General features: G+C 41.3%; 14 protein-coding genes and 4 pseudogenes. 12 read left to right on the top strand and 6 right to left on the bottom strand.

The features are described from left to right. The first annotated feature begins 329 nt into the window (after positions 1–329). From AC0L6R_RS23750 to AC0L6R_RS23735, 4 genes are read left to right on the top strand one after another with little or no spacing between them, the layout of a single operon-like run. A complete protein-coding gene (locus tag AC0L6R_RS23750; RefSeq protein ID WP_283412001.1) occupies positions 330–743 on the top strand; it encodes a hypothetical protein in 414 nt (137 codons plus the stop codon). Further along, positions 736–2583, top strand: coding sequence for a DNA mismatch repair endonuclease MutL (gene mutL, locus AC0L6R_RS23745; protein WP_473273408.1), 1848 nt, complete (start codon positions 736–738; stop codon positions 2581–2583). Before AC0L6R_RS23750 ends, mutL begins: the two co-directional genes overlap by 8 nt. 1 nt (position 2584) lies before the next feature. Continuing rightward, positions 2585–3376, top strand: coding sequence for a rhomboid family intramembrane serine protease (locus AC0L6R_RS23740; RefSeq protein ID WP_283412003.1), 792 nt, complete (start codon positions 2585–2587; stop codon positions 3374–3376). Between the two features lie 2 nt (positions 3377–3378). Next, entirely contained in the window at positions 3379–4320 is a 942-nt protein-coding gene (locus AC0L6R_RS23735; RefSeq protein ID WP_473273407.1) for a rhomboid family intramembrane serine protease, read from the top strand. Positions 4321–4424: 104 nt separating this feature from the next. Here the strand turns inward: AC0L6R_RS23735 and AC0L6R_RS23730 are convergent, their stop codons facing one another. The 5 genes and pseudogenes from AC0L6R_RS23730 to AC0L6R_RS23710 all read right to left on the bottom strand — a co-directional run bounded on the left by AC0L6R_RS23730 (position 4425) and on the right by AC0L6R_RS23710 (position 9264). After that, positions 4425–4901, bottom strand: coding sequence for a hypothetical protein (locus AC0L6R_RS23730; protein WP_473273406.1), 477 nt, complete (start codon positions 4899–4901; stop codon positions 4425–4427). Between the two features lie 60 nt (positions 4902–4961). Further along, positions 4962–5270, bottom strand: a complete 309-nt coding sequence (locus AC0L6R_RS23725) for a hypothetical protein (RefSeq protein ID WP_473273413.1) — start codon at positions 5268–5270, stop codon at positions 4962–4964. A gap of 57 nt (positions 5271–5327) precedes the next feature. Next, a pseudogene (locus AC0L6R_RS23720) lies at positions 5328–5504 on the bottom strand (hypothetical protein); the annotation flags it as partial. 2208 nt (positions 5505–7712) lie between these two features. Next, positions 7713–8781: pseudogene (gene rlmN / locus AC0L6R_RS23715) on the bottom strand (dual-specificity RNA methyltransferase RlmN). Between the two features lie 66 nt (positions 8782–8847). Continuing rightward, complete coding sequence (locus tag AC0L6R_RS23710; RefSeq protein ID WP_473273405.1) at positions 8848–9264, bottom strand: peptide deformylase; 417 nt, start codon at positions 9262–9264, stop codon at positions 8848–8850. A gap of 51 nt (positions 9265–9315) precedes the next feature. Between AC0L6R_RS23710 and AC0L6R_RS23705 the strand changes: the two genes are divergently transcribed. The 3 genes and pseudogenes from AC0L6R_RS23705 (at position 9316) to AC0L6R_RS23695 (ending at position 13197) form a co-directional block, all read left to right on the top strand. Further along, positions 9316–9615 (top strand): hypothetical protein, encoded by a 300-nt coding sequence (locus tag AC0L6R_RS23705; RefSeq protein WP_473273404.1) that lies wholly within the window; start codon positions 9316–9318, stop codon positions 9613–9615. 351 nt (positions 9616–9966) lie between these two features. After that, entirely contained in the window at positions 9967–11163 is a 1197-nt protein-coding gene (locus AC0L6R_RS23700) for a 6-bladed beta-propeller (RefSeq protein ID WP_473273403.1), read from the top strand. Positions 11164–11293: 130 nt separating this feature from the next. Next, positions 11294–13197, top strand: a pseudogene (locus AC0L6R_RS23695) (ABC-F family ATP-binding cassette domain-containing protein). A 752-nt stretch (positions 13198–13949) separates the two neighbouring features. On the opposite strand, the gene AC0L6R_RS23690 reads toward AC0L6R_RS23695, so the two are convergent. After that, a complete protein-coding gene (locus AC0L6R_RS23690; RefSeq protein WP_473273402.1) occupies positions 13950–16190 on the bottom strand; it encodes a TonB-dependent receptor family protein in 2241 nt (746 codons plus the stop codon). Between the two features lie 133 nt (positions 16191–16323). On the opposite strand from AC0L6R_RS23690, the gene AC0L6R_RS23685 reads away from it, so the two are divergent. From AC0L6R_RS23685 to AC0L6R_RS23665, 5 genes and pseudogenes are all read left to right on the top strand, one after another. Then, complete coding sequence (locus tag AC0L6R_RS23685; protein ID WP_473273401.1) at positions 16324–17706, top strand: alpha-L-fucosidase; 1383 nt, start codon at positions 16324–16326, stop codon at positions 17704–17706. Positions 17707–17715: 9 nt separating this feature from the next. Beyond that, a complete protein-coding gene (locus AC0L6R_RS23680; RefSeq protein WP_473273400.1) occupies positions 17716–18375 on the top strand; it encodes a discoidin domain-containing protein in 660 nt (219 codons plus the stop codon). A gap of 19 nt (positions 18376–18394) precedes the next feature. Further along, complete coding sequence (locus tag AC0L6R_RS23675; RefSeq protein WP_473273399.1) at positions 18395–19726, top strand: sulfatase family protein; 1332 nt, start codon at positions 18395–18397, stop codon at positions 19724–19726. A 138-nt stretch (positions 19727–19864) separates the two neighbouring features. Continuing rightward, positions 19865–20311, top strand: a complete 447-nt coding sequence (locus AC0L6R_RS23670; RefSeq protein WP_473273398.1) for a gluconate 2-dehydrogenase subunit 3 family protein — start codon at positions 19865–19867, stop codon at positions 20309–20311. Between the two features lie 118 nt (positions 20312–20429). After that, a pseudogene (locus tag AC0L6R_RS23665) lies at positions 20430–22167 on the top strand (GMC oxidoreductase). The last annotated feature ends 53 nt before the right edge of the window (positions 22168–22220 follow it).

The raw sequence follows: 22220 nt of genomic DNA, 5'->3' as shown, positions 1-22220 counted from the left end.
AAGTCGAATAAAACCTATTGCTAAAACTCTCCAAAGCTTGCTGCTCATTCCAGGGTAAATTTTTAATCCTTAACTTTTAAAATAAATTTGTACGGAAGACTGATTTTCATAGCGAATATGAATTTTCATATCGCTTACCGTTTTCCAAGTGTGCATCCTGAAGCTGGATGAAATCATTTGATTATTGAAGTTACTAAAGATAAGGCAACATCGGGTCGTAATTAAGGTTAAAAAGGGCATAAATTTGATGTCTGGTTAATCGATCCGGGAACTTATTCCTTCTCGGTGCTTTTACTTAACGTGACACTCGAATTAAAATTTAATAAGTCATGAAATTTCCATCCGTATTTCGAACTGCCGCTCCAATGAGATTTGATATCAAACCTAGGTATTATGATCCGGTGAGAGAGGAAATCGAGCAAAGAACCTCTCAAATTAAAAGAGATCTGGAGGCTCAGGGCTTGTTGGATAAGGATGAGTTGACTTCACGTGAAATTGGATCCTATGGTGCGGGTATTCGAGGCTCTTTTGCGCAGCACAAGGGGATTAAAGAACGAGACGGAGTAAATATGTTTGCCTCTACGGCCATGATCCGCACGTTCATTTTTCTATTGCTTCTCGGATCTATCTTTGGCTATGTTTATTTAGGTCCAGTAATATTTGAATACATGGCCTACGCAGTAGCTCTTGTGGCTGCTATTTATTTTTTCTTCAGGCTAAAACCCAAGAAGAAATATGAGTGATATTATTCAACTCCTTCCCGATGCGATCGCTAATCAAATCGCAGCAGGAGAAGTAGTTCAAAGACCGGCATCTGCACTAAAGGAGCTTCTGGAAAATGCAGTAGATGCTGGTGCTACCCAAGTTCAGGTGGTGGTAAAAGAATCCGGAAAACAGCTAATCCAAGTAATTGATAACGGAAAAGGAATGTCTGCTACCGATGCTCGTATGAGTTTTGAACGTCATGCCACTTCTAAAATCCGTAGCTCAAATGACCTCTTTTCTATCCGAACTTTTGGGTTTCGCGGGGAGGCATTAGCCTCGATTGCAGCGGTAGCTCAGGTGGAATTAAAGACCCGACAAGCAGAATCAGAACTTGGCACATTGATCCAAATCGAAGGGTCTGAGGTTAAAAAACAAGAACCATTCGCTGGAAATGTGGGGACTTCGGTATCTATGAAAAATCTGTTTTATAATGTTCCTGCCCGAAGAAATTTCCTAAAATCAAATCCCGTCGAAATGCGTCACATCGTGGATGAATTTCAGCGGGTAGCGCTTTCTTATAATGAAATTGGCTTTTCACTTTTTCAGCAAGATCTCGAAGTATATAGTCTCACCCCAGGTAAACTCAGTCATAGGATAGTTGGCCTTTTTGGTAAAAACTACCAAGGTCAACTGGTGCCTTGCGAGGAACTGACTCCACATGTAAATGTGAAAGGCTACATAGGTAAACCTGAAAATGCCAAAAAAACCCGAGGTGAGCAGTTTTTCTTTGTGAACAATCGCTTCATCAAATCCAGCTACTTGAATCATGCAGTGAGCTCAGCTTTCGAAGGTTTGTTGCAATCAGATCAACATCCATTCTATGTTCTTTTCCTGGAAATTGACCCTTCTCACATAGATATCAATGTTCATCCGACTAAAACGGAAATCAAATTTGACGATGAGCGAACGATCTATGCGGTCATTCGATCTGCGGTAAAACAAGCCTTAGGCGCGCATCACGTAGTACCTTCACTGGACTTTAGCTTGGATGTAAATTTCAACGAAAAATGGGACAAGGATCCAGAAAAAAAGGCTCAGGTAGATCGGGAATACAGTTATAAATCATTCAATACTCCGGAATTCAAACAAGCTAGCACCTCAGGCTGGGAAAGGCTATTTGAAGGAACTCAACTAGAAACTAAAGCAATCGAAAGATCCACCCAATCCGAAGAAACAGAAGTTTTAACTTTTGAAAGCAGAGCCAAACCAGACGATGCCACGGAGTTTATTCCTAGGCCCACCGAAACTGAGTCCACTGGGACAACATTCCAAGTAGAGCTAAGCTATGTGGTCGCGCAGATGTCGACAGGGTTTTTGATTATCGACCAGCAGACGGCTCATGAGCGAATTCTATACGAGCGCTATTTGCGTCAGCTGAAACTCGCACAAGGCACTTCTCAGCAATGTCTTTTTCCGCCGACTGTCAACCTCGGGCCTTCCGATTATGCTTTGGTGATGGATATCATGCCTGAGCTGCATAGCCTGGGTTTTATGGTTTCGGAGTTTGGAAAAGACACCGTACTTATTCAAGGCGTCCCGGCAGACTTGCCTGTTAAAAATGAAAAGGAGCTTTTCGAAGGACTTCTAGAGCAGTACAAGCATTTCAAAAGTGAGCTTTCGCTCGACACCAGAGAAAATCTAGCTCGTTCTTTGGCGCGAAAATCGTCCTTGAAAAAAGGGCAAAAACTAAATTCACAAGAAATGGAAACACTAGTTGGGCAGCTTTTTGCCTGTCAAAATCCAAATTATGGGCTGGGAGGGAACAAAACCTTCGTGAAATTAGATTTAAGCAGTATTCATTCCTTCTTCGGCAAATAGCATGTTTAGAAATATTACACCGGTAGTAAAAAACCTTCTTCTTATTAATGTAGGGCTACTTATTGTGTCCAGCTTTATCTTTCCTCAGTTAAATCAGTGGTTTGCATTATACTACATTCATAGCCACTATTTCCAGCCTTTTCAGTTTCTGACCTACATGTTTATGCATGCCGATTTTTGGCATTTGTTCGGTAATATGTTTGGGTTAATGATTTTTGGCCCACTGCTTGAGCAGTTTTTGGGGCCAAAGAAATTGTTGACATTATGGATGGTTTGCGGTATAGGGTCGGGAGTGCTTTATTCAGGATATACTGCTTACCGAATGAACAATCTGGAGGAAAAAGTGGCGATGTTCCAAAACAATCCCAACCCTGATTCCTTCAATCAATTAGTGATTCAAAACAAGGGGTTTTTCAAGCGGACTATTTATGATTTTGTAGATGATTATAGCCGTAATCCTGATGATCCAAATAAAATCAGTCAAGCAAATCAAACCTTAGAGGCGATCCTCGAAGTTCAGGCAAATGTACCTATGGTAGGTGCCTCAGGCGCTCTTTTCGGTGTTTTGATAGCTTTTGCCATGCTTTTCCCCAATACTCAATTATTCTTACTCTTTCCGCCGATTCCTATCAAAGCAAAATATATGGTGCTTTTCTACAGCCTTTATACCATATATAACGTATTTGTAAATAATCCGCTGGATAACGTAGCCCACTTTGCTCACCTCAGTGGATTGGTGATTGGAGGAGTCTTGGTTTACTTCTGGAAAAAAGACAGAAACAGTTTTTATTAATTATGTACGGTAACTTTTGGGATAATCTTCGGAACGCATTCAAACACAGCGACAACAGCCTCTTTAAGCTGATTGCGATCAATATTTTAGTGTTTTTTGTTGTGCTGGTTTTCCGGGTGTTTATGACTATCGGTGGACTAGGCGAGTTGTATTCTACAGTGCTAGGATATCTGATGATGCCAGCTTCCCTTCCTAGATTGGCGACGCAGCCTTGGAGTATGTTTACTTACATGTTTCTACACGAAGGGATATTCCACATCCTCTTCAACATGCTTTTCCTCTATTGGTTTGGTCAGCTGATCCATCAATTTCTTGGAAGCCGTAAACTTGCCAATCTGTACATCCTTGGTGGACTTGCCGGTGCAGCATTTTATGTGCTCATTTACAATTTAGCCCCTTTTTTTAGTCAGTCTGTAGATAGTTCTTTGATGCTTGGAGCTAGTGCTGGCGTATTTGCTATTGTCGTCGGAGCTGCGACACTCTCGCCAAACACTACCTTCTTTCTTCTATTACTTGGACCGGTAAAAATCAAATACATCGCAATTTTCTATGTGATCTTATCTTTTGCTAATTCTGCTGGCGCAAATGCAGGAGGAGAATTAGCTCACCTTGGTGGGGCACTTCTTGGTTACTTATATATTGTTCAGCTGCGCAAAGGAATAGATTGGGGTGTGCCTGTTCAGAAAGTAGGGATATTCTTTGAGGATCTTTTTTCTGGAAGAAAAAGCAAGGTAAAAGTATCCTATCGTAGTAAAGCCAAAACCTCTAGCGGTGGAGGATTTTCTTCTTTTAAAAAGGCGACAAAATCCACATCAGCCCAAGTTAGTTCTGACGAAGCAACTCAGGAGGAAATTGATAAGATTCTAGATAAAATCGCGGATAGAGGCTACGAAGCTTTGAATAAAGAAGAGAAGCGGAAGTTATTTGAGTTTTCGAAAAAGTAGCAAGTACTTTGACATAAGACTTTAGACTGCTGCAACTTGCTCTTCTATCTTAGCTCTCGACTCTTGTGTCTTATATCTAAAGTCTTACGTCTTGATTATTTAAATTACAATGGTAAAGCTAAGCCAACTCTAAATCCAACTTCCCTTGGATAGGGACTTTGGAAGCGGAATTCGGTACTCAACCCGATACCTTCAGTTAATGCGATATAGGCACCCACTTCCATATTAGCTCCCTTCGAGTTGCGTCTTGCACCCGCTCCATCCGGCTGAGTGTCTTGCCAAGTTTGACTGTAGCCTGCCATGAAATAAAGCTGTGATGCGCCCTCTGACACATAATATCGAAGATCTGCACTGAAGTTACTTTCTTTGCCCACCTGTGGAAAAACAAAAGTAAAACTCGGCATCAGTGCGAATTTGTCTACAAAGAAATATTCAATCCCCGCTCCAGCGCCAAAGTTATTGTATCGCAATCCGTAGGTTCCATATCCGTGAAAGCGGGCATTTCCTTGCTCTTGAGATTGGGCAATAGCTACAAAAGAGAGCATTAAAGTGGCGCAAAAAATCAGTAAAGCCTTTTTCATAAATATTCAGGTTAACATATGGGTTAGAAATTAGCTGAGATTAGGAAATAAAACAATTCCTCATTCTAAAACTCTGACCAATCTACCCAATCTACCTGATTCATCCATTCCCTCGATTACTATTACCAGCCTTTTAGCCAGATCCGTGTTAAAAAATTCCAAATTTGTCTCACCTTTTTCATCCATGGTCACTAAAGGGTTCCAATACACTGTGGATCTTTCATCTGTCATGGCATTTTCCACTGTTTTGGTGTCATACTTTGGCAGGTAAAACTCCCTTGGGACAGCATATCCGCCAAAGCGGGTGACCAGACTTCCTTTTTCATTTGTAAATATCTCTCCACCGGTCTTGGTATATACCGCGATCACGCCATTCGCCCCTTGGGCTCCGAAAATAGCAGCTTTTGCAGGATCTTTGAATACATCCACACTTTTGACCATGCTTGGATTCACTTGCATCAGTGTGCCTGCATCCACTGGCATATTGTCCAAAAGATAGAGCGGTTGCGTACCAGAAGTAATCGAACCCACTCCTCTGATAAGTACATTTACATCCAAGCCAGAGACAAATACCTGAACACCAGCGACCCTGCCTTGTATCAACTGAAATACATTTGTAAATGCAACAGCTCCTGGGATTCTTTCCGGGAGTAAGCGTTACATCTCCTGAGCCATAAATTTTTTGAATTTCATCCTCCTCATTTTGTAAAGTCGTCGATTCTACCGTCACTCCTTCTATATCCACTATTTCATCCTGACCGTTGATCATTTGATTCATCCTAAATCTAGATTCATAAGTGGCGGCAAGCTCCTCAGACCAAAGTGGCTTGTCAGAATATTTTCCTGCTATAGTAAAGAATACGGGCTCAGGTAGTTCTAAATCTATATCCACAAAATTCTTAAGTCTATTATCATCAGCAGTAATGGTGATTGTAGCTGAATCTAGGTAATTCAAATCCTTAAAGATAAACCTGCCATTTGGACCAAACTCCGATGTTATTATCTCAATACCTTCACCGACTAATGCCGTTATCTTGCCCCCGGCTAAGCCTTTCTTGGTGTCCTCTGCATCAGAGACTTGGCCTTCTACATTCAATCCTTGTTCTATAAAATTATCGATTTTTGGAAAGGTAGATGTCATCACATCTTCCCAGCTAAACCGTCTCCATCCATGGGTTAGCATTACCAAGTCTAAGGATTGCTGGTTTTCTGGACTATCATCAAAGTACCGCCCAGCCTGATATATATTACCGTGCAAGTCTGAAGTCAACAACAGCGAGGATAGAATATTGCTTCCCATATCCTTAGATGGGTCCACCTGATCTGCATCTAATACGGCTACCGAGAAGCTTCCAGTGCTAGCTGCCCCTAGAAAAGAAGCGCTAAGTCCAAGGTTTATTTTTTCTCGTTTGGCAATATTTCCAGATTTTGACAATTCAATATCGATCAGATCGTCCTGTTGGAAGAAAAGCAATCGCTGAAGTAGTGGAGTTCCATCAGCACTTAGGACGGTGATTTCATTTATTCCGGATATGAGATTTTCCTTAGGAATTCTAACCCCCCATGTTCCGTTTGATAAAACCCCCTTTATCATATAATTAATAATTCCTCTGGTTTGGGAGACCAGCAAGAGCTCTTTAGGGTTATGCTCACCCTGTATAAATACTGTCAAGTAGGCTACTGCCGGATTATTGATTACCTGCATGACTAAGCCGGACGCATCGATCTCAGGAAGATTTACTAAGACTTCCTGACCGGTTGTCTTTTCAAAGATTTTAGCCTGATGACTATTACCAGTAGGAGTAAATTCAAATTTGCCTAAGCCTGCAAAATTACTTTCAAAGCTAGTTTCACTGCCTAAGATATTGCCGTTAATAGCTGCTGGAAGTCCATCAGGATAGAGCGCACGGAAGGCAAAGTTTGACTTCATATCTACAACAGCGTGTCCTCCCTCTGGCAAAAACTGAATGTCTGCTAACGTCAAACTATAAGGTAGCCTTATTTTTTGGGTGACAGCATAGTTCTCATTCTCCAGATAAGTCAGCTCCAAATGCTGGGATAAATTTGCCTTTTCAGGTATGCTAAACGTAAAATTGACTTCCCCATCAGCATTTAAAATTACCTCCTGAGAATATACTTCTTCGCCTTCAGCTAGGGCTTTTACATCAATTGCCTTACTACTCAGCGGGTTTCCTTTACTATCTACAGCTGCTAGATTTGCTTTATAGGTTACTTTTCCATTAGAAGTGGTTATACTTCCGTAGGTGATTTTCGGTAGGAAGGAGCCTCCTGCTCCGTCGATGACATTCACCACGGAAGTGGAAAAGTACTCTTCTCCGAAATTACGCATCCAAGCCGTATAGGCTTTGATCTGATATATTCCAGCTTTGCCAAAGGCCGGCAATACAAAATCTCCACTTCCCCTTCCTTTCTCAAGCCGCAGGACTTTTTGCTCTAGAAGCAATCCTTCTCCATCAAATAGGTCCACATACAATGTAGAACTGAGTGGGGAAGGAACTTGAGCGCTCCCAGCCGTAAGATATGCACTAAACCATAAGTCTTCACCCAGGGTATAAGTACTCTTGTCCAGATGTAAGTAGGCCTTCTCTATCGGGAATTCTTTCTGATAAGTATCAAAAAAAGTCTGGATTTTTGGTATTATTTCATCTTGAGCAACTACTGGTTTCAAAAAAGAAAAGCTAAGAAGTAGCGTAAGAACGACAATATGAACTTTCATATAAAAGGAGTTGGCATGTTTGAAAGAAAGTCTTAATAAAACTAAAGGACGTTTAATTAACAATTAAAAATACGTTAATTAGTATTAAGTTCACCTACCTCATTTTTGTTTGCCAATTGCCCACAGGCTGCATCGATGTCCTGACCACGGGATTTTCTCACTTTAGCAATGATGCCCTGCGATTCCAATACGCGAACATACATATCGACTGCTTCCTGCTTAGCCTGGCGGAATTCTCCCTCGTCGATAGGATTGTACTGGATCAGGTTGACTTTAGAAGGAATGATTTTACAGAATTTGGCCAACGCCCGAGCATGCCGCTCATCGTCATTGATTCCTTCCCAAATCACATATTCGTAGGTAACTTTGCGTTTGGTCTTTTCATACCAATATTTCAGAGATTCACCCAACTCTTCTACTGGATTGCTATCGTTGATTGGCATGAGCCGTGACCGAGTTTCGTTGATCGCAGAGTGGAGTGAGACGGCCAGATTGAAGCGGACTTCATCATCGGCGAGCTTGCGGATCATTTTGGTCACGCCCACGGTAGAAAGGGTGATTCTCCTCGGCGCCATTCCAAGCCCTTTGGGTGAGGTGATTTTATCGATCGCTTCCAGCACATTCGCATAGTTCAGCAGCGGTTCACCCATTCCCATAAAAACAATATTGGTCAGCGGACGCTGGAAAAAGGTTTCTGCCTCGTCCTTGATCGCCACCACTTGGTCGTAGATCTCGTCTGGATTCAGGTTTCGCATACGTTTCAATCGCGCAGTAGCACAAAAATTACAATCCAAACTACAGCCTACTTGGGAGGAAACACAGGCAGTAATCCTCTTGCTGGTAGGAATCAAAACCGACTCCACAATCTTATTGTCATAAAGTTTCACCGCATTCTTGATCGTACCATCAGAGGAATGCCTGCATCAGATCCACAAGAATATGATTGATCTCAAAATGCGTTTTGAGCATTTCTCTGGTACTGAGAGAAATATTGCTCATCTCATCAAAGTTCTTCAGAGACTTGTTCCACAGCCACTCATAAACCTGCTTAGCACGGAATTTTTTATCTCCTTGCGCCAAAAAGAATTCTTCCAACTGCGCCAGAGATAGCTTACGGATGTCTTTTTTCTGAATTGCTTCCATGATGCAAAGGTAAGACTTTTAAGAGTATCAAGAAGCTAGAGTCTAGTATCTAGATAGTAGTCGGGATTATTTCCATTGAAAGCTTTTCTGGTCAATAGCTCGCATGGTACACAGGATTCCATCCAAGTGATCGTATTCATGCTGAATCAATTCAGAAATAGCTCCTGAAACATCCCATTCCTTTTGTTCCCAATTCTCATCTCTATAGACTAAAGTAAGCGAGTGATGCCTTTTTACCTTGACTAGCAGATTCGGAAAACTCATGCAATCATCCCACAATTCAAACATCTCCTCACTTTGGTTTTTCAGCTCAGGATTAAGAATGACATAGGAACGATCAAGATTCAGGTAAAACATCCGCTTCAAAATCCCCAACTGTGGAGCTGCAATTCCCCTTCCGAAGCCATAAACCCTCCGAATATCTTCCATGGCCTCGTGTAATTCCTGCACCCAACCCGATACTTGATCCAGTTCGGATTCCAAGGCTGGCTCACAAACTTCGTCAAGCCTGGGATCGCCGAGTTTTAGAATGTCGTGGATGGTTCACCTAATAAATTAGCAATTCATACCCTATATAGGGTATTTTTGGGCATTTTTCTGTTTTTTTTGCTGAGAATTTTGGCTAATAATAATAATAATAATAATAATAATAATAATAATAATAATAATAATAATAATAATAATAATAATAATAATAATAATAATAATAATAATAATAATAATAATAATAATAATAATAATAATAATAATAATAATAATAATAATAATAATAATAATAATAATAATAATAATAATAATAATAATAATAATAATAATAATAATAATATGTTGTGACTAGCGAATCAGTTGATTTGTCGCTCTTGGCCAAGGGGTAACTATTTAATCTTAAATATTAACGATTATGAAAAAAATAATTTTAGGAGTATTATTCCCAGTCCTCTTCATATTTGCATTTTCTTCCAGTCCAGTTTTAGCTCAAGAAGAAGAAGAACCTTGTGAGGAAAGTGAAGGTTGCGTACCTGAGCCACCAAAATACTATAAATTGGCACAGGCAGGACCCAACACCTATTGTTGTGTAACTAGTACCAATTCTTTGGACACATGTTCAGGTATTCCTTGTTAGTAATCAATATTTTAATCAATTACAAAAAAGAGGGGGGAGACCCCTTCTTTAATTTTCACCCTATGAAAAAACGTCTTCGCTTTTTACAGTTTCTTATTGCCGTAGCTTTATTTTTCAATTGTTCTTCTCCAGAAAAGAATGAAAGAATTGAATCAAAATTAGTTTCAATAAATCTCCAAGATGCAAATCCTGATAAATTTGACTCAATGTTTGCAATAGAGGAAATGATGTCTATTGGAGGGTCTGAAAATATTCCAATAAAGCAAATTAAAAGAATCCTGCAGAGGGAAAGTAATTATTGGATTCTTACTTCGAATAAAATCTTAAAACTAGATTCAGATGGGGAAATTTTGGATTCGATTTCTAGTCAGGGAAAAGGGCCAGGAGAATTTCAAACTGTTGATGATATCCGATGGAATGATGGTTCCAATTTTTTAGAGGTGTTAGATAAAAACAGCGGTAAATTAATACGATTTAATTCCCAAGGGGAATTTCAAAATGAATGGAATAATCCTTACCTATACTTAGCCACTTCCTTTATGCCTCAGGGGGACGATTATTTCATTTATGGCGGCGTATTTTTTAGTGGAGATGGGGATCGCGCTGTCTTGGTATCTGGAAAAACTGGTGAGAAAAAGGAAGGATTCAGCAAAATTGGAAATGAAAGAGGCTATTTAAGCGTACTTAATAATGACACTTTTTATGCTAAAGATGGAGGTATCGAGTTTTTTTATTCCGATAGTGACTCTCTTTATACACTGAGCGAAAATGGATCTAGTGTAAAATATATTTTTGACTTAGGAAAATTTCAAACTCCTCCAGAGTTCTTTGATCGTTCCTTTGAAAACATCATGGACTTTAGAAATCAAGCAGCAGAAAATAATTATGCTTCAGTTTTTTCAATACAACCCACAGACAAGCATATATTCCTTTTCATAATTCAGGGTTCTAATTATTATACTGCAACAGTAGATAGAGCTAAAAATAAGGTTAGAATAGCAAAAGGTTGGTCGACCGAATTTGGGAGTGATTTTTCAAATTTGAGTTCTTATTCAGCCTATACCCCGATTGGTAGTGATAGCCAATTCTTATATTTCTCTATAGACCCTTACTCAATTAAATCGGAAATCGATAAACTGAATGGAAATCCGTCACTTCCTGAATTTTTAAAAAAGAATGCATATGTTGATCGTATCTATCAAGATTTTGATCAATATGAAAACCCGTACCTACTTAAGATCCGAATCAATGATTTTTAAAAAGAATAGTCATTATTTTAGATAATATTTGAAGACTAACCCAATCTGCCTGTAGATAAATTATTGATACGACTGGGGAGAATTTACAATTCCACCCTTTTACGTGCCTTCTTTTCCCTACTTTTGCGGCATGAATTACCTTTCGGTCGAAAATCTCAGTAAAGCGTTCGGTGAGCGCAAGCTTTTTTCCAATATTCTCTTTTGGCATTTCTCAAGGTCAGAAAATCGCCCTTGTCGGCATCAATGGTGCAGGCAAATCCACGCTGATGAAAATCATCATGGGTTTGGAGATTCCTGATACAGGGCAGGTTGGAATAAACCAGCAGGTAAAAGTCGCTTATGTGCATCAAAACCCGGTTTTTGAAGGTACGATGAGCATCTACCAAACGATTTTTGATCAAAGTAATTCGGAAGTGTTGAAGGTGATTGAAGATTACCACAAAGCCATGTTAGATGCAGAGCGCGGTATTGACAATTCGGATAAAATGTCCGTTTTGTTTGAGAAAATGGATGCTTTCCAAGCCTGGGATTTTGAATATCAGGTGAAGGAAGTACTCGGCAAACTGGGGCTTCATGACACCGATCTTCCAGTAGGAACACTTTCCGGTGGTCAGCGTAAGCGGGTTGCTTTGGCGAAAGCAATCCTGGAAAAGCCTGACTTACTTTTACTTGATGAGCCTACCAACCATCTGGATCTGGAAACTATCGAATGGCTGGAAGACTATTTGGCAAAAGCCAATCTTGCACTTTTCATGGTAACTCACGATAGGTATTTTTTGGAGAAAGTAACCAATGAGATCCTAGAGCTAGATCAGGGTAAAGTGCATAGATATTTAGGCAACTATGGCTACTTCTTAGATAAAAAAGAAGAGCGTATGGAGATCGAGGATATAGAACTCGAAAAAGCCAAAAGCCTCTACAAAAAAGAATTGGATTGGATTCGTCGTCAGCCAAAGGCGAGAAGCACCAAAGCAAAGTATCGTGTGGACGCTTTCGAAGAAACCAAAGAAAAAGCCTCTCAGAAGCGGGAGGAACGTGATATTCAATTGACGGTGACCACTCAACGTTTGGGTAATAAGATCATTGAGATCGATAAGATGAATAAGGCTTTTGGCGATAAAACTATCGTCAATGACTTCTCCTATACCTTCAAAAAGAAAGACAGAGTAGGAATTGTAGGCCCAAATGGTGCTGGAAAGACTACCTTCCTTAATATGATCACGGGTCAGTTAGCGCCTGATTCTGGAAAAGTTTCCATCGGACAAACTACTGCTTTTGGTTATTACAGACAGGAAGAAAGTAGCTTTGATGAGGAAAAGCGTCTGATAGATATCGTGAAGGAAGTGGCTGAAGTGGTGACTATCGCGGGAGGTGCAGAAATTACTGTTTCCCAGTTTTTGACACAGTTTGGTTTTCCTCCCAAGCAGCAACATACGCCAATCGCCAAACTCAGCGGTGGTGAGCGTAGAAGATTGCAGCTGCTGATGGTTTTGATCAAGAATCCTAATTTTCTGATTCTCGATGAGCCTACCAATGATCTGGATTTGATGACGCTTAATACACTGGAGGAGTTTTTAGATTCTTTCCCGGGCTGCTTGATCATCGTTTCCCACGATCGATATTTTATGGATCGCTTGGTGGAGCATTTGTTTGTATTCGAAGGAGAAGGAGAGATCTCTGAATTTCCCTGGGAATTATTCTGAATTCCGGGAAGTGGAAAAGGACCGAAGTCCGAAGACGGAAGACGGAAGTAAATCAGCACCAAAGAAGCAAGATGAGAAAGTTGAGGTGAAAGAAATTGCTCCGGCGAAAGTAAAAGCCAGCTTTAAGCAAAAGAATGAGTTTAAGGAAGTGAATGCTTCCATGGCCAAATTGGAGAAAGAAAAGGCAGAAATCACTGATAAAATAGCCGCAGGAATAGCTGATCACGAAGAACTAATCAAGCAATCCAACCGGATCGGAGAAATCGATTCAGAATTGGAAGAATTGGAATTGACTTGGTTGGAGTTGAGTGAGTTGGATGGGATAGAGTAGGTTTTCATGCTGTGACTAATTCAAGACTTCAGTCTTGGACTTCAGGTTGATGCAGTATTCAGACTGCAATTAGGATTGGCACAAGCCTGTCTGCCGATAGGCAGGTCATGAGAGTTTGCTCCAAATTCGTATCTTTTGCCAAAGGCAAAATTGGTAATAGCCCCGAATGCAGCGCAGCGAAATTCGGGGTATGGTCAGCTGAAATGATCACCCGAGTGCCAACGGCACGATCGGTAATTACTAGCTACATGCGCATGAATCCCACCATTTCAAGGCATATTCAAAGTATAATTACTACTAATCCAACACTAATTTAAAAGCTTGATCTTCAGTCAAATTAAATTTGTTTGGTACTGATCGTGCCGTTGGTACTCTAAAAACAAATTACAAACTGTTTAAACCCAGAATTGCATTCTGGGCTTTTACTGGCCTTGCCGTTGGCAAGGGTTCGGTAACCTAGGGAGGTTGTAGTTAAAAATATTGTAAGGCAGATTTTTAGTGCTTACTCAAACAGATAGCTTCGGAATAGATAGTGATTTGGTAGATGGATTGCTCTAGATTAATACCTACTAATTACGCTCAGTCTAGATACTTTTTGAAAATCTCCCTGCCCCCTTTAATTGACTTTTCGAATCCAAGCAAACTGTGCAATCTAAGGGGGAGCTACGGCAATGAAGAGTTGCGCAAGTCTTGGCTCTCGAATCTTGGTTCTAATATCTATTGTCTTCCGTCTTGCTACTAATGTCTAGCTATCAATACAAAAACGCCACCTTCACCCCTCCAAACCAGTTCCTTGTTGGCGCTGGTTGATAATATCTTCCGCCAAAGGGATTGAGGTCATTTCCAAGTGAGTAGCTTTCATTCAGTAAATTATCCACACCCGCAAAGGCTTCCAATTCCCATTTTCCCGCAAAACTTCTTGCCCAGCCGAATCTTGCATTCACCAAATTATAGGCATCCTGATAAACAGTATTGGCATCATTGAGCGGGATCTCATCGGTGAATTGGTGAGTGAAATTCAGGTAAAATCCTGGAGCAGTTCGAAGATCCAAGCGAGAAACCAGCATATTTGGGGAGACGCCGGTCAGGTCATTTCCTGAGTAATCGTTATCTCCCTTCTGATAATTCGTAAAAGTGAAGTAATTCCCAGTGAATGCAGTCCCGATTTTTAGATTACGGACAAATCCCGTTTCATTGCTGATTAGCGCATAATCAATCGCTGCTTCTATTCCTTTTTGATTTGTGGACCCTGCATTTCGGAATAGAACCACGCCTTGCGGATTGGTGTAAGTGGTGATGGTTTGATCAAGTTTGAAATAAAAAGCAGTCAGATCCAGATTTAATTTTCCTTTTCCCAGCCTATAGCCGAGTTCATAATTGATTCCCTTTTCTGCTTCCAAATCAAGATTCAAACTCCCTTCGTTCGTCCGCACTTCATCGATAGTCGGTGGAGAAAAACCACTGCTGATACTTCCATATACTCCTGAGTAGTTGTTGAGCTGATAATTCAGCGCAAAACGCGGAACAACAATCGGATCAAAATTCCGCGTTTGCAAACCTAAAGTTCCGCCAGAAGCGTCGATTTGTCGATCGATTTCCAGACTGCTGAAATTCTCGCTCAGTGCGATAGTCACCATGAAGTTTTGCATCAAATTCCACTCTGCCTGTTGAAATAAAAATCCTTGAGTAGCCCGAAGCTTATCAGCGAATCTGACCGTATCGGCTACACCATTCACATTTCCAAAATTTTGGGCATCCGTCAAACTGGTTTGATATTCACCTCCAGCGATGATTCTCAGGTCTTTTGCGGCTAATTTCCCATCATAAGTGAATTTCGTTCTGCCACCAAAACCAAATCCCAGTTCCTTTTTGTAATCCAAAAGAAAGGGGTTTTCAAAGTCATTGGTGTTCAAATAGAGGGTAGTGGAATTCTTTACTTTGGAAGAAAAACGATACAAATGACCAATTGAAGCAAATACGGATTGCTGGGAAATTGAACTGTTTTGATTTACTGATCCAGGTCTGGATTGAGTTGGGTCTTCCGCCACCTGATCTGCATTGAGTCCTTCAGGAATTTGATAATTCAAATCAGAAATCAATAGCTGAGTGCGAACCTCCTGCTTGTCTGAAACACTGAAAAATCCTCCCAATTGGAAGACTTGTCTATCCATGGCTGATTGCTCACGATAGCCGTCTGATTTTTGGCTAACGTAGGAAGCCTCAAATCCACCATTTCCAACTTGCTGAGAAACTCCCAATCTGTAGCGCGTCATTCCGAAATCTCCAGCCATAAAATCGGCCGTTACTCTTCCACCAATTGGATCAGCAGGACTGTAGAGATTTACCACGCCGCCATTACCAGCGCCATAGATGCTTCCCGATGGGCCCTTGATGACTTCAGCATTTCGGATATTAGATAGATCTAGCAAATTCAAAGCAGTGGTACCATCAGGAGCGGTAAATGGGACTTCATTCCAATACACCTTCACATTTCGCACGCCAAAAGGAGCTCGAATGGAACTGCCACGAATCGAAATTCTATAACTTGCTGGGGCACGTTCTTCTATACGTACTCCAGGTTTCGTGTTGAATGAATTGACAATTGACGTTTCATTAAAGCGATTAAAATCCTGCTCTGAAACAACGACAATTGCTGCCGATTGCTCTAGCAGTGGGCGCTCAGATTCAAAGGCTGAAACGGTGATTTCGGATAGGTTAAGCGATTTTTCGGTTAATTCAACGGTATGCTCGCCTTCTCCCAATATCGCAGTGAGAGGTTCATAACCCGATTTGAAGAAAGAGAAACTCTGATTTTCCGACCCTGAAAAAGCCAAAATTCCTGAGATGTTGGTGAGTTGAGCTTTGCCTTTTTCAGGTTGTACTCGCACGTTTTCCAATGGAGTTTGTGTTTTAGCGTCGATGACTTTTATCTGAATCTGTGCCTGGCACAAAAAGGAGGAAAGAAGAAAAGCCAATGTCAAAATTTTAAACATAAACGCAAATTAATGTCTTTCCCTCGAAGTTAGTATTGAGATTACACCAATGATCATTTCTAATATGTTTAGATTTGATACTTCTTTCAATATTGAGGCATAAGCCCTAATTTTCTCGCATAATTTATTCCTTATGACAAAAATACTTTGGCCTGCACTTTTGTTAATTCTTACTTTCTGTCAAGAAAAAGTTGCTCCACCTACCCCTGTTCTTCCCGTTCCAGATGCAAAGCAGATTGCTTGGCAAGAATTGGAATATTACGGTTTTGTGCACTTCAATATGAATACATTCTCAGATAGAGAGTGGGGATTTGGTGATGAGAAACCAGAGATGTTTAATCCAACTGATCTCCAGCCTAGGCAATGGGCTCAGGTCGCTGCCGAAGCTGGTATGAAAGGATTGATCATCACGGCTAAGCACCACGATGGATTTGTCCTTTGGCCTTCGGCTTATACAGAGCATTCGATTAAAAATAGCCCTTGGAAGGATGGAAAGGGTGATTTGATCAAAGAACTGGCTGAAGCATGTAAGGAATACGGATTGAAATTCGGAATCTATTATTCGCCTTGGGATAGAAATCACCCTGACTATGGCAAGCCGGAATATATCACCTACATGAGAAATCAGTTGACGGAATTGCTTAGCAACTATGGAGATATTTTCGAAGTCTGGTTTGACGGAGCAAACGGCGGAGACGGTTATTATGGTGGAGCAAATGAGGCTAGAAAAGTAGATAAACTAACGTATTATGATTGGCCAAATACCTATAAGCTGGTGCGTGAGTTGCAGCCGGGAGCCATGTTATTTAGCGATGGCGGGCCTGACGTACGTTGGGTAGGAAATGAGCATGGCTTTGCCTATGAGACAACTTGGTCAAATTTAATGCGTGACTCTGTCTATGCTGGTATGCCGGAGTATCCCGAAAAATATGCTTCAGGTCAAGAAAATGGTACGCATTGGGTTCCCGCGGAAGCAGATGTTTCCATTCGCCCAGGATGGTATTATCATAAATATGAAGATCACAAGGTCAGGTCACTTGAACAGCTTCTGGAAATCTACTATAAAAGCATCGGGAGAAACAGCTCTTTACTGATCAACTTTCCCGTGGACACGCGTGGCTTGATTCACGAAAATGATGTGGAGGCGATTTTAAAATTTGGTGAAAAAGTGAAAGAGGACTTTGCTGTAAATCTTGCAGCCCAAGCCAGCGTAAGTGCTGATGAGGAGAGAGCAGCGGGATATGAGGCCGAAAATATTCAAGATGAAAATTATGAAAGCTATTGGACTATTCCTGATGGAGGAAAAACTGGAGAGATCACTATAGATTTTGGTAGAGAAACGACTTTCAATAGACTTTTAATTCAGGAATACACCCCTCTTGGCCAGCGAGTGAAAGCATTTGTCCTTGAGAAAGAATCTGGTGAAGCCTGGGAGAAAATCGCTGAAAGGAGACGACCGTTGGTCACAAAAGAATTCTCAGATTTCCTGATGTCACAGCGACAAAGGTTAGGGTGAGATTCACCGATGGGAAGGATATTCCGGTTATTTCAAGAGATAGGAATTTACAATGCACCTAAGCTCTTACTTCCTCCAAGCTATTCCAGAGCTACGACAGGTGATGTGTCTTTAAGCGCTCCGGACGAAGGATTGGAAATCTATTACACTGTAGATGGATCAGAACCAAGCGTAGCAAGTCAGCAATATTCAGAGCCTTTTCAAATCGAACAAGCAAGTACTTTGCAAGCAATTTCTATCGATCCAGCTACTGGTAAGAAAAGCGAGTCACTTCGAATTGATGTGGATTTAGCAAAATCAAAATGGGTCGGCTCAACGGAAAAATCTGCCAAAGCAATTGACGAAAACGCCGGGTCTTACTTTACCAGTGAGAATAATATTCTTACCGTGGACTTAGGTGAATCGGTTTCTTTGAAAGGTTTCACCTACTTGCCTATGCAGGGAAGATATCCAAGTGGGTTTATTACCAATTTTGCGTTTGAAGTAAGTGAAAATGGCACTTCATGGAAGCAGGTAGCTTCAGGAGAATTTTCAAATATCGTCGATCGTCCAATCGAGCAAACCATCAGATTTGATGCTGTGAATGCACACTTTATCCGCTTGAAAGCAACCAAAACTGCAGATGGAAATCCTGCGACTTTCGCGGAAGTAGGAGTTTTGACAAAATAATATCAGAAAGTAAAATATAATGAAACTCCAATTAGGTCTAATTCTGGGAGCTACTCTTTTGTTCGCTTCCTGTGCCAAAGAAGAAAAAAAGGTTGCTCCAACTAAGCCAAATGTTATTGTAATCCTTTCGGACGATCAAGGCACGCTGGATTTGAATAGTTATGGTTCAACTGATTTATCTACACCAAACCTTGACCGATTGGCAGCTTCGGGAGTACGATTCACTCAATTCTATGCTGTGGCGCCGGTTTGCTCACCTTCCAGAGCTGGACTTTTGACGGGAAGGTATAATTACAATGCAGGTCTCTATGGAAACGTGGATATTCCTGCTCATGACCCGGAAGGAAAGTCAGGCATGCCCACCGAGCAAATTACTATGGCTGAGCTATTCAAACCGGCAGGTTATAGAACAGCTTCCATTGGTAAATGGCATTTGGGACATACCCCAGAACAGCTTCCAAACGGTCAAGGTTTCGATTATTTCTTCGGGCACCAAAGAGGCTGTATCGATAATTACTCCCACTATTTCTTCTGGGAGCGCGGGCCAAATCTTCACGATTTGTATCAAAACGAGAAAGAAATCTATCGGACCTGGAGAATTCTTTGGCGACTTGATGGTGGAGGAAGTGAAGGAGTTTACTCAACCTTCGGCAGATCCCTTCTTTCCATCTATTGGGCGATCAATATGCCTCACTATCCATATCAGGGCAGACCTAGTTGGTTAGAGCATTATAAGGATTTACCAAGTCCGCGTAAGGAATATGCAGCTTTTATTTCCACGTTGGATGAGTTGGTAGGAAATGTATTGGATCATTTGGAGGAAACGGGTCAGTTGGATAATACAATTATCGTCTTCCAATCCGATCATGGACACAGCACAGAAGAACGTGCCTATTTTGGTGGAGGTAATGCCGGGCACTTTCAATGGCGCAGAAGCATCAGCATGCTGGAAGGAGGTATTCGAGTACCTGCGATCATTTCCTGGCCAGGTGGTGATCTTCCCAAAGGCGAAGTAAGAAATCAATGGGCTGGAAGTGTGGATTGGTTTCCCACACTTGCTGACTTGGCAGAAGTAGAAATGCCAAATGCAGCGGATATGGATGTTGGCATCAGCTTAAGAGATGTCATTTACGATAAGGCACCTTCTGGACATGATGTGATGCATTGGGTTACTGGCAACCCTGAAGTAACTACCAACTCTTGGGCAGTTCGAAAAGGACCGTGGAAACTACTTGGCAACCCTCGTGATCCTGCCAAGAAATTGACATTTTCCGAGGAGGACAGAACTCTATCTGGTCAATTTGTCTCAGGACAGCACGGAATCCAAAAATCTAAAATTGGAATATCCTGAGGTTACAGCAGAATTATTACTTCTACATGAGGATTGGCTTAAAGGAGTTTTGGACTCCAAGATCAAAATAAGGTGGAAATTAATAATTGATTTGTCTATTTTGAAGGCAAAGTTTATTACCCATAACTTAGTTATAACATGAACAGACGAATCGCACTTCGGCATCTCGCGCTGATTTCTGGAGGACTTGCCCTAATTCCTTCCTGCGACTTCAGCTCAGACGATATTCTTGCCGCATATGAAAATCTCAAGGTTACTGCTTCGCAAAAGCAACTTTTGCGAGACATCTCCAATACAATAATACCAGCAGGTGAACTCAAAGGTGCTTTAGAGTTGGAAGTACCTGACTTCATTCTCGTAATGGTGAATGATTGTATGACTTCGGATAATCAGGTTCTTTTCAGTACCGGATTAGCGGCTTTTTCTGAATACGCCAAGAATACATCAGGCAAAAAATATGATAATCTCAGTAGCAAGGAGAAAGAAGATCTCATCCAACAGGGAATTGATTTGAAGCCTGCTGAAACGCCTGAAGGTAAAAAGAACGAGCTATCTCTTATTTCCTTAATACAACCAAGAGATTAACCATGCAGGGTTATATGGCCTCAGAGTATATTCAGACGGAAATCATTCCTTATTCACTTATCCTTGGGCCATACAACGGTGCAACGACTCATCTCAGAAACTCAAAAACCTAGAATCAATGGCTAATCTGAATATCAGAAACAAACAGGAACGAACGTATCAAGCCATAGTCGTAGGTTCTGGAGCCAGTGGAGGATGGGCAGCCAAGGAGTTTGGAGACTTGGGGGTGAAAACTCTTTTGCTCGAAAGAGGTAGAAATGTAGAGCATATCAAGGATTATCCCTACCACCAACCTTCTTCCTTACGAATTCGAGCGTTACAGAGGAAAATTACCCCAAAAGGTCCTCGATGAAAACCCTATTGTTTCTAAATGCTACGCCTTTGGAGAAGATTCTGAGCACTTTTTTGCCAAAGATGCTGAGCAGCCTTACACTCCAGGAAAAGCCATTTGACTGGATTAAAGGATATCAGGTAGGTGGAAAATCCCTTCTTTGGGCTAGACAAGTTCAACGCTGGTCAGACTATGATTTCGAGGGTCCAGCGAGAGATGGATTTGCGGTGGACTGGCCGATTCGATGCAAGGATATTGCTCCATGGTACAGCCATGTGGAAAAGTTTGCGGGTGTTTCTGGAAATCTTGATGGACTAGATACGTTGCCTGATGGGGAATTTTTGCCTGGATATGATTTAAATATTGTAGAGAAGCATTTTGCCCAAAAGCTAAAAGAAACCTATCCGGTGGGGATCGAACAGTATCTGATTTCTGCCAGATGTGCGCACATTCATGAGCCAAGGCCAGAATTTACTGCACAAGGAAGAGCTTCTTGTCAAAACAGAAATCTTTGTCAACGCGGATGTCCTTTTGGAGGATATTTCAGTAGCAATTCTTCTACGATTCCTGGGCTTTGAAAAGTGGAAACGTAACGCTAAGACCAGATTCGGTGTGGTCCATTCCATTATTTACGACGATGAAAAAGGTAAGGCAACTGGCGTTAGAGTAATTGATGCACATACTAAAGAAGTTGAAGAATTCTATGCAGATGTAATCTTTATCAATGCTGCCGCGATTAATTCCAATGCCATTTTGATGAATTCTACTTCTGCTAGATTCCCTAATGGACTTGGAAACGACAGTGGGGTTTTGGGTAAATATTTTGCTTTCCATAATTACCGTGCACAAGTAAATGGCTCTTACGAAGGATTTATGGAATACACCACCACAGGCGGACGTCCTACCAGTGGTTATATTCCTAGATTTAGAAACGTGAAAAAGCAGGAAACCGATTTTTTACGTGGTTATGCAGGGGGATTTAGTGCTTATAGAGGTGGAGGCTACGTAGCTGACGCGAGAGTAGGAATGGATTTGAAAAATAGCATGCTGAATAAAACTCCGCCTGATGGACCTTGGAGAGTTGGCTCACATATGATGGGAGAGACTATCCCTAAAGAGTCGAATTACATTGCTTTGGACAAAGACAAACTTGACCCCTATGGTTTACCTACTTTGAAATTCAATGTGTCTTACGATGACAATGATGAAGAAAACAGGATGATCTTGGATTATCAGGAGCAGGTTTCCGAAATGTTTGAGAAAGCAGGATTTACAGACATTAGGGTAAATGACGATCATAGAACCCCAGGATTGGATATTCACGAAATGGGGGGCGTAAGAATGGGCAAGGATCCAAAAACGTCTATGCTCAATGGCAATCATCAGCTACATGCCGTCCCAAATGTATATGTGACCGGACGGTGCTTGCATGACTTCTACCTCTACACGAAACCCTACATTGACCTACATGGCATTTGCAGCGAGAGCTGCGCACCACGCAGTGAATGAAAGCAAGAAAGGTTGATTGAGCATTCAATTCATTAGGTAAAAACCCTTAGGCAAGAACATGTATTCCTA

Source organism: Algoriphagus sp. 10J20-15, assembly GCF_055809615.1.
This window is presented reverse-complemented; position numbering and strand designations above follow the sequence as displayed.

What these genes read in the sequence shown, in the direction of transcription:
- AC0L6R_RS23735 (WP_473273407.1), top strand. Translation starts at nt 3,379, where the DNA reads ATGTACGGTAACTTTTGGGATAATCTTCGGAACGCATTCAAACACAGC.
- AC0L6R_RS23690 (WP_473273402.1), bottom strand. Translation starts at nt 16,190, where the DNA reads ATGTTTAAAATTTTGACATTGGCTTTTCTTCTTTCCTCCTTTTTGTGC.
- AC0L6R_RS23700 (WP_473273403.1), top strand. Translation starts at nt 9,967, where the DNA reads ATGAAAAAACGTCTTCGCTTTTTACAGTTTCTTATTGCCGTAGCTTTA.
- AC0L6R_RS23680 (WP_473273400.1), top strand. Translation starts at nt 17,716, where the DNA reads ATGGGAAGGATATTCCGGTTATTTCAAGAGATAGGAATTTACAATGCA.
- mutL (WP_473273408.1), top strand. Translation starts at nt 736, where the DNA reads ATGAGTGATATTATTCAACTCCTTCCCGATGCGATCGCTAATCAAATC.
- AC0L6R_RS23750 (WP_283412001.1), top strand. Translation starts at nt 330, where the DNA reads ATGAAATTTCCATCCGTATTTCGAACTGCCGCTCCAATGAGATTTGAT.
- AC0L6R_RS23730 (WP_473273406.1), bottom strand. Translation starts at nt 4,901, where the DNA reads ATGAAAAAGGCTTTACTGATTTTTTGCGCCACTTTAATGCTCTCTTTT.
- AC0L6R_RS23740 (WP_283412003.1), top strand. Translation starts at nt 2,585, where the DNA reads ATGTTTAGAAATATTACACCGGTAGTAAAAAACCTTCTTCTTATTAAT.
- AC0L6R_RS23675 (WP_473273399.1), top strand. Translation starts at nt 18,395, where the DNA reads ATGAAACTCCAATTAGGTCTAATTCTGGGAGCTACTCTTTTGTTCGCT.
- AC0L6R_RS23685 (WP_473273401.1), top strand. Translation starts at nt 16,324, where the DNA reads ATGACAAAAATACTTTGGCCTGCACTTTTGTTAATTCTTACTTTCTGT.
- AC0L6R_RS23670 (WP_473273398.1), top strand. Translation starts at nt 19,865, where the DNA reads ATGAACAGACGAATCGCACTTCGGCATCTCGCGCTGATTTCTGGAGGA.